This is a genomic window from Endozoicomonas sp. SCSIO W0465, assembly GCF_023716865.1.
Classification (GTDB): Bacteria; Pseudomonadota; Gammaproteobacteria; order Pseudomonadales; family Endozoicomonadaceae; genus Endozoicomonas.
This window is the reverse complement of record NZ_CP092417.1, coordinates 414,573-428,368: the sequence shown is the minus strand read 5'-3', so window position 1 is coordinate 428,368 and position 13,796 is coordinate 414,573. Positions and strand designations below refer to the sequence as shown.

Here is a 13,796-nt window from a genome sequence, read left to right as displayed (position 1 = left end):
ATACCGGTGCTTCAGAAGCTACCTTTACTGATCACATCGATAAGCTTTTCCAACCGCTGTCGTATTGGTGGTACCTAATGAGCCATAAGCATTGGTGTTTTTCATATCCTGAATGTAGACAACATTAGCCCCCAGATTATAAGCCTGATTTCTCAACTCATTTCTGGCACCAATAACAAGATTTTTATTGGAGGTAAAATCACCGATAAACCAGTTCCCCTGGGAACCCACTATCTCGGCAAGAAACTGGCATTTGCTACCATCCGGTGGTTCATTAACCAACTCTACACTCATTGCTGCTGGCATCGTCTCTTTTGCAGCACATCCAAACAACGCCAGAAAACTGAAACTGCAAGCAACCAGCCTGAACGATTTTTTCATACTACTCTCCTTCTGTTTATCTTTCTGTCAACGCATTCTGCTTAGCCCTGAGAATAGGCTTAAGCAGATAGGCCATCAGCGTCTTATCTCCAGTGATAATATCCACATTGGTTCTCATACCTGGAATAATCAGAAGTGGTTTGGCCTCTGAGCCGACAAAGTTATTTTTTGTTCTGATACGGACAATATAAAAACTCTCACCTTTCTCATCCTTGATGGTATCAGCACTGATGTGCTCAACCTCGCCTTCAAGCCCTCCATAAATAGCAAAATCATAGGCAGTCAGCTTTACGATAGCTCTCATCCCTTCTCGGAGGAAACCGATGTCTTTGGGCTGAATTTGAGCCTCAATCATCAGGTTATCTTCCAGTGGTACAATCTCCATCAGGCTCATACCCGGCTGAATCACCCCACCAAGCGTAGTGACATGAATTTTCTTAACGATGCCATCCATCGGAGATCTAACCAGCGTTCGGTCTACCTGATCTTCAAGGGCATTATTAGACTCACCCAACTGATCCAGATGAACCTCAGTCTCCTTGAGTTCTTGAACAATTTCAGCACGGTATTCCTGAACGACTTCCTCTTTTCGTGACATTGCCTCCTGAAAGGCCGCTTTGAGCTTTGGAATACTCAACTCAGTTCTTCGCTTTTCTGACTCCAGGTCATTCACCCGCTGTCTTAATTGAATCAATTCAACTCTGGAGACAACACCCTGCTCTGCCAGCGGAACCGTCAATTCAAGTTCGTCCTGTCCCAGTTCAAAACTGGTGGTCAGAAATTTCAGCTGATCTTCTGTTGTTGCCAACTCATGCTGGGCCTGTACAGCTCGCTCTCTGGCTACATTGAGCTCTGCAATAAACCGGTCAGCACGCTGATAAAAAATTTCACGCTCTCGATCGACATAAGCCGGGTAGTCGTCCAGTTCAGCAGGAAAACTCAATGCCTTACCTGACAGCTCAGCTTTCAGTCTGGCAGCTTTAGCCAGCTCACTGTAATACTCAATGGCACTTTCCCGAAAGCTGGAAGAAAAACGGGTATCATCCAGCTGCATCAACGGTTGCCCGGAGTGCACCTGTTGACCTTCTTCAACAAAAATCTGCTCCAGAATCCCACCTTCCAGGTTTTGCACAACCTGCAGTCGAGACGATGGAATGACGATCCCCACTCCCCGGGTAATCTCATCCAGCCGGGCAACGCTGGCCCAGGCAATGGCGGAAAACAGGGCCAACAGCATGGTGTAAATGAGTAAACGACCACCTCTTGGCGTTTTGATCAGCACGGCGACATTGGTGTCAGAGATATACTCCATATCATCCGGTGACACCGAGTCTTCTAAATTCTCTATAGAAGCTTTGCCTTTGTCATCCTCAGAAGCAATCTGTTCTTTGCCATCAGCAAGATTAAACTCCAGGTCTGACATATCCTGTTCTAAATCATTCGGCTGCTTTTTGCGATCTTCTGATGATTCAGCCTGATTCACAGGGATCTTTTTTTTGTCATTCACTGCCTTATCATCGCTGCTACTCATTCCGGCCTATCCTATTTTGAGTTTGCCCTGCTTTAACGCAGCATGTACCTGATCCTTGGGTCCATCCGCAACGACACGCCCGTTGTCCATAACGATCAATCGATCCACCAGATCCAGCATTGAGGCTTTATGGGTCACCAGTATCAGTGTTTTGTCACGACACCGGGTCTTCAGTTGCCCCTTCATTCGCAGCTCAGTCGTGTTGTCCATAGAGCTGGATGGCTCATCCATCACCATAATCGGTGGGTTCATCAGCAGAGCCCGGGCCAGTGCAATACTCTGTCGCTGCCCTCCTGACAGATTCTGACCCCGCTCACCAACGACCATATCCAGACCATTCGGATGCTTATTGGCAAACTCGGTCACTCCGGCGATCTCAGCGGCCTCCAGTAACTGACTGTCCTCTACATGGCTTGCTCCAAGGGTAATATTATCCTTAATGGAACCGTAGAACAGGGTTATATCCTGACTAACGCAGCCGATGCTGGAACGGAGATCTGTCGGATTGATCTGGCGCAAGTCAATACCATCAATCCGGACAGCGCCTTCATCCGGTTCGTACAGGCCCATTATCAGCTTTTCGATGGTTGTCTTTCCGGAACCGATCCGGCCAATAATGGCTACTTTTTCACCAACACTGATGTTTATGTTTATATCCCTTAAGGCCTTAATTTCCTGTTCAGGATAGGCAAAATTAACCGCATCAAATTCAATACTGCCCTTCAGGTCTGGACGGTTAACGTAATCCCTGTCTTCATGACGCTCAATTGGCATTTCCATAATCTGATTCAGGCCATCGAGAGCCGATTTGGACTGGTTATAACGGGTTGCCAACCCGGCAATCTGAGCCATCGGCGCCAGACATCGACCAGAAAGCATTACGGACGCAATCAGGCCACCCATGCTCAGTTCACCCTCAGAGATCAGATAAACCCCCAGGATGACCATCCCAACGTTTGCCATTTGCTGCACATATGCGCTGAAACTGGTAGCGGAAGCACTGAGCAGTTTGGTCTTGATACTCCAGGTTGCAATATGACTGACAGACTTTTCCCACTTGTACTGAACATCACTCTCAGCCTGGGCAATCTTCAACGCTTCCATGCCAGCCAGACTTTCAATCAAAGTGGCATTCTTCTGCTGATTGGAACGCAGAGTCTTATCAATAGACTGCTTAAGGGGCTCCTGGATAATGAAGCTATAAAGACCAATAATGATCATGGCAACCAGAGGAATAATGGCAACTGGCCCTCCAAGCATAAAGATCACGAACAGGATGATGCAGGTGAACGGCAGGTCAACCAGAGCCATGACGGTTGAAGAGGTAATAAACTCCCGGATACTTTCGAAATCCTGGAGATTTTTAGCAAATGAACCCACTGATGCAGGTCTGGCTTTCATACTCAGACCTAACACCTGCTCCATGATCGTAGAAGAGAGTAAGATATCGGATTTCTTACCAGCCAGATCAATAAAATAACTGCGCACCATTTTCAGAATAAAATCAAAACTGAAAACGATAATGGTACCTATGGCCAGAACCCAGAGTGTATCGAACGCCTGATTAGGAACGACCCGATCATAAACATTCATAACAAACAGAGGGCTGGCAATAACAAAAACATTAATTAACAGTGATGCCAGTAAAACATCACGATAAACTCTCCATGAACCAAGAATGGTTCCCCAGAACCAATGTCTGGATTTAAAATTTAACTTCTGAGGTGTCCGACGATCATAACGATGTTTCTCCCGGACATAGATCACATAGCCGCTGTAAAACGCTTCCAACTCTGCAAAACTGATTGTTTTCGTGCCCTCTCCGGTTTCCGGCATAATAAGTCGGGCCGTGCCTGCTGAATGGTCAATGTCAGTCAAAAGACAGGCTTTTCGTTTATTCAGTAACAAAACGGCAGGAACAACCAGTGAAGATATTTCTGCAATATCTTTCTTATGAACTTTACAAGCCAGGCCTGCGCGCTCGGATGCCCTGATAAATACTTCTGCGGTAAACTGACCATTTTCAAGAGGCAACCCGGCCTTTAATGACTCTCTGGAATACGGGTTCCCATAATGGCGGGTTAACAGGGTAAGGCATTCAAGAAGATCATCGCTGCTGGCCGGTTGCTCATCGGGGATATCCCAGCCTTCATGCACAGTACTGGATTGATTCATAGCTACCTGCTGATTGCTTTATTCATGTTTTTTTTAAAAGTGTTTTATTCATATGCAAACAACATGATTGCCTGAAAGGTATTAATAACTATAGATTAGCGCAAAACACAAACCAGCTAATTAAAAACACCAGACAGATAAAATAAAAATAATTAAAACAATATTTTTGACTGCATTGTTAATAATAAAAAAACAGGGGAATTTAATCCCCTAAACACTGTTAACTAATACATAAGCTTGATATTACCTTAATTATCCAGCTGTTTATCCAACACCTCTTCCTGCCTCCGTTTAATACCGATAACTAACAAGGAATTATTCTGAAACAACATCACAATGCCCATTCACCTTACACTAGTCGAAGGGTGGTACCACTGGACCTCGACAAGCCTCAGTCCAGTTTAAGATTGCCATCATTAATCAGGCTGTTGATAATTTCGGCATCGGTGTTGCCCAACACCGAAAGGTCGACCCCTTCCAACTTGATTGTCTGAGTCACATCACCGCCAGACTGTGGGCGAACCTCAACGGTACTGTCGCCATTGTCGAAATTAAAGCTTAAATACTGATCCAGGGCATTATGCTCTTCATCAATCAGTACATCACTGAGGTCGAGCACGTCGCCACCGAGGCCGCGCTGAAAATCCTTGATGATATCATTGGCCGGATTGTCTGCCGTTCCCACCTTATCCGCATGCCAGATAAAAGCATCACTGCCGTCGCCACCTATCAGAATATCATCGCCGGCTACGGTGACAAGATTTTCAGCGATGTCTAAACCTTCTCTCACCCAGCTACCACCGGTCAAATTCAGATGATTGCCAGCGGGGCCGCTGTCCAGGGTATCGCCATTGAGTTTGTAATGACTCACTAAACCGGCTGAGGCAGGGTCCAGGTCAGTATTTTTTATGTTTGTCAGAATTTCATCCTGAGTACGCACCCCATCCCAAATACGAACATCCTTCATTTCACCGGAGTAGGAATGGTTCTCCCGAGGGGCATAACTCGAAGGAAAATGTATCATGGGTGATTGCCCCAGATACAAGCTCTCACCGTTCAGATCGCCAGTGCTGAGAGATTCGCCCGGCGGTAAGTCTGAGTTATTCACCAATGCACCATCCAGATACGTCTTAATGGCCCGGGAATTCATATCAACACTCAAAGCCAAGTGGTGCCAGTTACCATCAAACACATCGGGCAAGCTGAAGTTGTGTCTGAGCGCATCAATTTCCAGGGCGATTTCATTATCAACCGGTTTCGCAATGATCTGCAGTTGAGGACCTTTGTTGATATTTTGCCAACTCATCAGAGTCTCATAATAGGAGGCAGTTCCGGGTTTAATCCACATCTCAACCGTTATAGCCGACGATGGCAAATTATCCACATGAGTGCTCGCATATTGCCCTGTAGTGCCATTCAAAGCCAGAGACCGATCATTACTTTCCTGAGCCACCACAACAGCATATTGCTGCTCACTGAAGTCACCGGCCGAATCCGTCACCCGTACGTTCAGCTGATGGCGTGGGGCGGTCTCATAATCCAGTGCGCCAGCAACGGTAATCTCGCCGGTTGACGCATCAATGGCAAACAACCCGTCGGCATCGTCTGTCAGGCTGTAGGTCATGGAGCCTCCTTCAGGATCACTGCCCTGCACCTGACCCACAACGGTACCAGGCCGAGCGTTTTCAGCAATACCCTCCCGGCTCAGGGTGACCATATCCAGCAGTGGGCCACCCCCATCATTCTGACCAGCCACTTCACGGATCTCCAGCTGAGTACTGGCCAGGCCGGTATCCGGCAAAGTGACCACATATTCGCCCCAGCTATTGGACGGGTCAATGGTCTCGACCACCGCACCATTCCAGACCACTTCCACATGATCCGATCCATCATATCCCGGGCGTTCGTGAATCCAGAGACTTAGTTTATGATTGAGGCCCTGTCCGGTCTCTAATGTATAATACAGGGCGTCTGGCGAACCACCGCTGCCATAATCCAGCTCCAGACCATGCCCCCCCTCATAGGGGGAGGCCCCGTGAGGTCCGCTCAGTTGACTGATTTCAGAACCATTGGCATCGGTCCAGCCATCTGCCAGCACACCACCCTCAAAGTCCAGTATCGAAATATTTGTACCTACATCCAGGAGAGCTGCTGTCTGATCAGTGCCGCCTATCTGGCTCAGGGTGATCAAATCCAGCAGGGGGCCACCCCCGTCATTCTGGTCGGCCACTTCACGGATCTCCAGCTGGGTACTGGCCAGGCCGGTATCCGGCAAGGTGACCATATACTCGCCCCAGCCAGAGGTGGGGTTAATGGTCTCGACCACCTCACCGTTCCAGACCACTTCCACATGATCCGTTCCATCATATCCCGGACGTTCATGAACCCGGAGACTCAGTTTATGACTGAGGCCCTGCCCGGTATTCACCGTATAGTACAGGGCATCCGGGGTACCACCTGCGCCGTTATCCAGCTCCAGGCCATGCCTTCCCTCATAATTGGAAGCACCATAAGGGCCCTCCAGGGAGACAATTTCGGAACCATTGGCATCGGTCCAGCCCTCGGCCAGTACACCGCCTTCAAAGCCCAATACTGAAATGATGGTTTCATCAGGAACAATCAGATCCGGTGCGATGTTCTGGTCGTCAATCACAGGCACAACATACACCTGCTCACTGAAATCACCGACCGAATCGGTCACCCGCACAGTCAACTCATAGCTGGTGGCGGTCTCATAATCGAGCTTGCCAGCAACGGTAATCACGCCGGTTGACGCATCAATGGCAAACACCCCGCCGACATCGTCTGTCAGGCTGTAGGTCAGGGAATCACCCTCAACATCACTGCCCTGCACATAACCCACAATGGTCCCGGGCTGTGCGTTTTCCTCAATGCCTAACTTGCTCAGGGTAATCAGATCCAGCAGGGGCCCCCCCCCATCATCTTGCCCTTCCACTTCACGGATCTCCAGCTGGGTTCTGGCCAGGCCGGTATCCGGCAAGATGAACACATACTCGCCCCAGCTATTGGTCGGGTCAATAGTCTCAATCACCACATTGTTCCAGACCACTTCGACATGATCCGATCCATCATATCCCGGACGTTCGTGGACCCAGAGACTCAGTTTATGACTGACGCCCTGCCCGGTATCCACCAAATAGTACATGCCATCTGCTAAACCACCGCTGCCATTATCCAGCTCCAGACCATGTCCTCCCTCATGGGAGGAAACACCGTAAGGATTGCCCGCGCCCATTGACACAATTTCGGAACCGTTATGATCATACCAGCCCGCTGCCAGTGCACCACCTTCAAAGTCCATTATCGAAATATTTGTACCTGAATCCAGGAGAGCCGCTGTCTGATCAGTGCTGCCCACCCGGCTCACGGTAATCAGATCCAGCATGGGGCCCCCCCCATCATTCTGATCGCCGGCTTCACGTATCTCCAGCTGGGTACTGTCCAGCCCGGTATCCGGCAAGGTAACCACATACTCGTCCCAGCTATTGGTCGGGTTAATGGTCTCAACCACCTCTCCATTCCAGACCACTTCCACATGATCCGTTCCATCATATCCCGGACGTTCATGAACGTGGAGACTCACCTTATGACTGAAGCCCTGCCCGGTAGCCACCGTATAGTACAGGGCATCCGGGGTACCACCGGCGCCGTTATCCAGCTCCAGGCCATGTTCTCCCTCATAGTAGTGAATACCGTAAGGGTTGCCCCCGGCAAGTGACACAATTTCGGAACCGTTGGCATCGGTCCAGCCCTCTGCCAGCACACCACCTTCAAAGCCCAGTCTCGAAATGATGATCTCATCAGCCACAACCAGATCCGGTGCGGTGTTATGGTCATCCAACACGGGCACGACATAAACCTGCTCACCGGAAGCACCAAACGGGTCGGTTACCCGCACGGTCAACTGATGACTGGTGGCGGTCTCATAATCCAGCGCATTAGCGACGGTAATCACGCCGGTTGACGCACCAATGGCAAACAACCCGCCGGCATCGTCTATCAGGCTATAGGTCAGGGAGTCACCGTCAACATCAGTACCCAGCACCTGACCCACAACGGTGCCAGGCTGCGCGTTTTCGTCAATGCCCACCCGGTTCAGGGTGACCAGATCCACCAGGGGGCCAACCCCATCATTCTGGTCGGCCACTTCACGGATTTCCAGCTGGGTACTGGCCAGGCCGGTATCCGGCAGGGTGATCACATGCTCGCCCCAGCCAACAATGCTCGGGTCAAAGGTCTCAAGCACCTCACCGTTCCAGACCACTTCTACATGATCCGAGTCACCATATCCCGGGCGCGCCCTGAGCCAAAGACTCAATTTATGACTGACGCCCTGACTGGTATCCACTGTGTAATACAGGGCATCCGGCGTACCACCACCGTCATTATCCAGCTCCAGGGCATGCCCTCCCTCATAGGGGAAGATCCCGACCCCGTAACTGTAGTCGGGGTTTTCCCCAGCGGCCATTGGGCTGATATCGGCACCGTTGTTAGTGGTCCAACCCTCAGCCAGCACAGCACCTTCAAAGTCCAGCACCGAAATGTCCGTACTAACACCCAGGTGAGCGACTGGCGCATCAATGCTGCCATCCCGGCTCAGGGTGATAAAATCCAGCAGGGGGCCAGCTCCATCATTCATCCAGCTGCCCCTTTCACGGATCTCCAGCTGGGTACTGAGCTGGCCGGTATCCGGCAGGGTAACCACATATTCGCCCCAGTCAGTGGTCGGGTCAATGGTCTCGAGCACCTCACCGTTCCAGACCACTTCCACGTGATCCGAGTCATAATATCCCGGACGTTCCGCAATCCAGAGACTCACTTTATGATTGAGGCCCTGTCCGGTAGCCACTGTATAGTACAGAGCATCAGGTGCACCACCGGCGCCATTATCCAGCTCCAGGGCATACTCCCCCTCATAGGGGGAAGTCCCTCCGTAAGCATCGCCCAGTGTAATGATTTCGGAACCGTTGTTATCGGTCCAGCCGCTGGCCAGCACACCACCTTCAAAGTCCAATACCGAAAGGATGACCTCACCATCATCAGGAACAATCAGATCCGGTGCAGTGTTCTCCACCACCGAAACGCTGTATTGCTGCTCACTGAAGGCACCTGCCGGGTCAGCCACCCTCACGGTCAGCTGATGGCTGCGGGCCGTCTCACTATCCAGCACGCCGGCGACGGTAATGACGCCGGTTGCCCCATCAATGGCAAACAGGCCGCCAGCATCATCGGTCAGGCTGAAGGTCAGCGTATCGCCATCGGCATCACTGGCCTGTACCTGACCCACCACCGTTCCGGGCTGGGCATCCTCGGCAATAGCCAGTTGCGTCAAATAAGCCTCGATGTCACCGTTTGCTATTGCGGTTGCCAGCTCCGGGTTATCGGCGCTGGCGGCCTGCACAGAGACATTATCGACCCACAAGTCCGTAGCGGCGCCATGCTCGGTGGTATCCGAGATCCGGATGACCATATTGCCCGCAGACCGGGCAGTGAACCCCAGGTTCAGGGTTTGCAATGAACCGGAGTCAGTACTGAACGACTTCGTTGCCAGTACTTCACCGGATGCCTGGTCAATCACCTCCACCTGGCCGGTCGCGGTTGGATTTCCGCCCAAGTGGTAGCCAAGGCTCAGGGCGTAGTTGACATCCGGGTATCCGGGCATGACATGCTCGGCTACCCCGTCACTGAAATCGCCACCACCACCGAACTGCAGGGCGTCTGATACGTCGATGGTTCCCGACAGCGTCCAGTCATCGCCTGTGGCAAAATGGCCATTGCTAACCAGCTCAGTGTCCAGCACCAGGCCGTTGTAAGTATCGGTATTCAGGATGATTTCCGGCGGGGTGTTTTCCCGGCTCAGGGTGATCAGGTCCAGCAGCGGGCCACCCCCGTCATCCTGACCGGCCACTTCACGGATTGCCAGCTGGGTACTGGCCAGGCCGGTATCCGGCAGGGTCACCACATACTCGCCCCAGGCATCGGTCGGGTTAATGGTCTCGAGCACCTCACCGTTCCAGACCACTTCCACATGATCCGTACCATCATAGTCCGGACGTTCGTGAACCCGCAGGCTCACTTTATGGCTGAGGCCCTGCCCGGTTGCCACCGTATAGTACAGGGCATCCGGCGTACCACCGGCGCCATTATCCAGCTCCAGGCCATACTCGCCCTCGTAGGGGGAGACCCCGTAAGGACCGCCCAGTGTGACAATTTCCGACCCGTTGGCATCGCTCCAGCCCTCGGCCAGCACACCCCCTTCAAAGTCCAGTACCGACAGGACGGTCTCTTCGGCCACTACCGGATCGGGGGCCTCATTCTGATCCACCACCGAAACGCTGTATTGCTGCTCACTGAAGGCACCTGCCGGGTCAGCCACCCGCACGGTCAGCTGATGGCTGCTGGCCGTCTCATAATCCAGCACGCCGGCGACGGTAATGACGCCGGTTGCCCCATCAATGGCAAACAGGCCGCCAGCATCATCGGTCAGGCTGAAGGTCAGCGTATCGCCATCGGCATCACTGGCCTGTACCTGACCCACCTCCGTTCCGGGCTGGGCATCCTCGGCAATCGCCAGTTGCGTCAAATAAGCCTCGATGTCACCGTTCGCTATTGCGGTTGCCAGCTCCGGGTTATCCGCGCTGGCGGCCTGCACAGAGACATTATCGACCCACAAGTCCGTAGCGGCGCCATGCTCGGTGGTATCCGAAATCCGGATGACCATATTGCCCGCAGACCGGGCAGTGAACCCGAGGCTCAGGGTTTGCAGGGAATCGGAGTCGGTACTGAACGGCTCCGTTGCCAGTATGTCACCGGTTGCCTGGTCAATCACCTCCACCCGGCCGGTCGCGGTTGGGTTGCCGCCCAAGCGGTAGCCAAGGCTCAGGGCATAGTTAACATCCGGATATCCGGGCATGACATGCTCGGCTACCCCGTCACTGAAATCGCCACCACCACCGAACTGCAGGGCGTCTGATACGTCGATGGTTCCCGACAGCGTCCAGTCATCGCCCGTGGCGAAATCGCCATTGCTGACCAGCTCGGTGTCCAGCACCAGGCCGGCGTAGGTATCGCCGTTCAGGATGAATTCAGGGGGGGCATTTTCAACCACGTCCACCCGGCTCAGGGTGATCAGGTCCAGCAGAGGGCCAGACCCGTCATCCTGACCGGCCACTTCACGGATTGCCAGCTGGGTACTGGCCAGGCCGGTATCCGGCAGGGTCACCACATACTCGCCCCAGGCATCAGTCGGGTTAATGGTCTCGAGTACCTCACCGTTCCAGACCACTTCCACGTGATCCGAGCCATCACCGCCCGGACGTTCGTGAACCCGCAGGCTCACTTTATGGCTGAGGCCCTGCCCGGTTGCCACCGTATAGTACAGGGCATCCGGCGTACCACCGGCGCCATTATCCAGCTCCAGGCCATACTCGCCCTCGTAGGGGGAGACCCCGTAAGGACCACCCAGTGTGACAATTTCGGAACCGTTGGCATCGCTCCAGCCCTCGGCCAGCACACCGCCTTCAAAGTCCAGTACCGACAGGACAGTCTCTTCGGCCACCACCGGATCCGGTGCCTCATGTTGATCCACCACCGAAACGCTGTATTGCTGCTCACTGAAGGCTCCCGCCGGGTCAGCCACCCGCACGGTCAGCTGATGGCTGCTGGCCGTCTCATAATCCAGCACGCCGGCGACGGTAATGACGCCGGTTGCCCCATCAATGGCAAACAGGCCGCCAGCATCATCGGTCAGGCTGAAGGTCAGCGTATCGCCATCGGCATCACTGGCCTGTACCTGACCCACCACCGTTCCAGGCTGGGCATCCTCGGCAATCGCCAGTTGCGTCAAATAAGCCTCGATATCACCGTTCGCTATTGCGGTTGCCAGCTCCGGGTTATCCGCGCTGGCGGCCTGCACAGAGACATTATCGACCCACAAGTCCGTAGCGGCGCCATGCTCGGTGGTATCCGAAATCCGGATGACCATATTGCCCGCAGATTGGGCAGTGAACCCCAGGTTCAGGGTTTGCAGGGAATCGGAGTCGGTACTGAACGACTCCGTTACCAGTATGTCACCGGATGCCTGGTCAATCACCTCCACCCGGCCGGTCGCGGTTGGGTTGCCGCCCAAGCGGTAGCCAAGGCTCAGGGCATAGTTAACATCCGGATATCCGGGCATGACATGCTCGGCTACCCCGTCACTGAAATCGCCACCACCACCGAACTGCAGGGCGTCTGATACGTCGATGGTTCCCGACAGCGTCCAGTCATCGCCCGTGGCGAAATCGCCATTGCTGACCAGCTCGGTGTCCAGCACCAGGCCGGCGTAGGTATCGCCGTTCAGGATGAATTCAGGGGGGGCATTTTCAACCACGTCCACCCGGCTCAGGGTGATCAGGTCCAGCAGAGGGCCAGACCCGTCATCCTGACCGGCCACTTCACGGATTGCCAGCTGGGTACTGGCCAGGCCGGTATCCGGCAGGGTCACCACATACTCGCCCCAGGCATCGGTCGGGTTAATGGTCTCGAGCACCTCACCGTTCCAGACCACTTCCACGTGATCCGAGCCATCACCGCCCGGACGTTCGTGAACCCGCAGGCTCACTTTATGGCTGAGGCCCTGCCCGGTTGCCACCGTATAGTACAGGGCATCCGGCGTACCACCGGCGCCATTGTCCAGCTCCAGGCCATACTCGCCCTCGTAGGGGGAGACCCCATAAGGACCACCCAGTGTGACAATTTCCGACCCGTTGGCATCGCTCCAGCCCTCGGCCAGCACACCACCTTCAAAGTCCAGTACCGACAGAACGGTCTCTTCGGTAACCACCGGATCCGGGGCGTCATCACGGCCGTTGACAGTGATGGTCACCGTATGAGCCGTGCCGTCCAGCGAGTACACGGTCAGGGTGTCGCTCAGGGTCTCACCGTCGTTCAGTGATTGAATGGCCGGCTGGCTGTTGTCCGCGCTGTAACTCCAGTTGCCGCTGGCATCGAGGGTCAGGTCACCGTAGCTGCCATTGATCGTGCCGGCGGTGAACTGTGCTTCACCGGCATCCACATCACTGATTGACAAGGCACCGGAGACCGTCAGCATGCTGGCGCTGTCTTCGCTGACGCTGCCACTGTCGGTGCCGCTGATTACCGCCCCGTCGTTGCTGCCGGTGACGGTGAGGGTCAGGGTATGGTCGGTGCCGCCCTCCGATTGGATAGTCACGGTATCGCTGAGGGTATCCCCGTCGCCCAGGGACTGGATGGCCGGCTGGCTGTTATCGGCACTGTAGGTCCAGTTGCCCGCTGCATCCAGGGCCACGGTACCGTACAGGCCGCTGTAGCTGCCGGCGGCAAACTGCGCCTGGCCACTGTCCGGGTGACTGATGGTCAGGGTACCGGAGGCGGTCAGGGTCGCGTCGCTGTCCTCGGTCATCGCACCGGTGTCCACGCCGCCGATCTCCGCCGGGGTATTAACGTCGCCCATCCGGCTCAGGGTGATCAGGTCCAGCAACGGGCCACCCGTCATCCTGACCGGCCACTTCACGGATTGCCAGCTGGGTACTGGCCAGGCCGGTATCCGGCAGGGTCACCACATACTCGCCCCAGGCATCGGTCGGGTTAATGGTCTCAAGCACCTCACCGTTCCAGACCACTTCCACGTGATCCGACCATCATAGTCCGGACGTTCGTGAACCCGCAG

General features: G+C 54.0%; 5 protein-coding genes. All 5 read right to left on the bottom strand.

Annotated features, from left to right (window positions below):
* Positions 1-24: 24 nt before the first annotated feature.
* Positions 25-381: a DUF4156 domain-containing protein gene (locus MJO57_RS01905; protein ID WP_252022482.1), complete on the bottom strand. Its 357-nt coding sequence runs from the start codon at positions 379-381 to the stop codon at positions 25-27.
* Between the two features lie 16 nt (positions 382-397).
* The gene (locus tag MJO57_RS01900) at positions 398-1,912 is read right to left on the bottom strand and encodes an HlyD family type I secretion periplasmic adaptor subunit (protein WP_252022480.1); all 1,515 of its coding nucleotides are present in this window, start codon (positions 1,910-1,912) and stop codon (positions 398-400) included.
* 6 nt (positions 1,913-1,918) lie between these two features.
* Entirely contained in the window at positions 1,919-4,087 is a 2,169-nt protein-coding gene (locus MJO57_RS01895; RefSeq protein WP_252022478.1) for a type I secretion system permease/ATPase, read from the bottom strand.
* A gap of 391 nt (positions 4,088-4,478) precedes the next feature.
* Positions 4,479-13,607 carry a cadherin domain-containing protein gene (locus tag MJO57_RS01890; protein ID WP_252022477.1) on the bottom strand — a complete coding sequence of 3,043 codons (9,129 nt, stop codon included), beginning with the start codon at positions 13,605-13,607 and terminating at the stop codon, positions 4,479-4,481.
* Positions 13,567-13,755: a hypothetical protein gene (locus MJO57_RS01885; RefSeq protein WP_252022475.1), complete on the bottom strand. Its 189-nt coding sequence runs from the start codon at positions 13,753-13,755 to the stop codon at positions 13,567-13,569. Before MJO57_RS01885 ends, MJO57_RS01890 begins: the two co-directional genes overlap by 41 nt.
* Between the last annotated feature and the right edge of the window lie 41 nt (positions 13,756-13,796).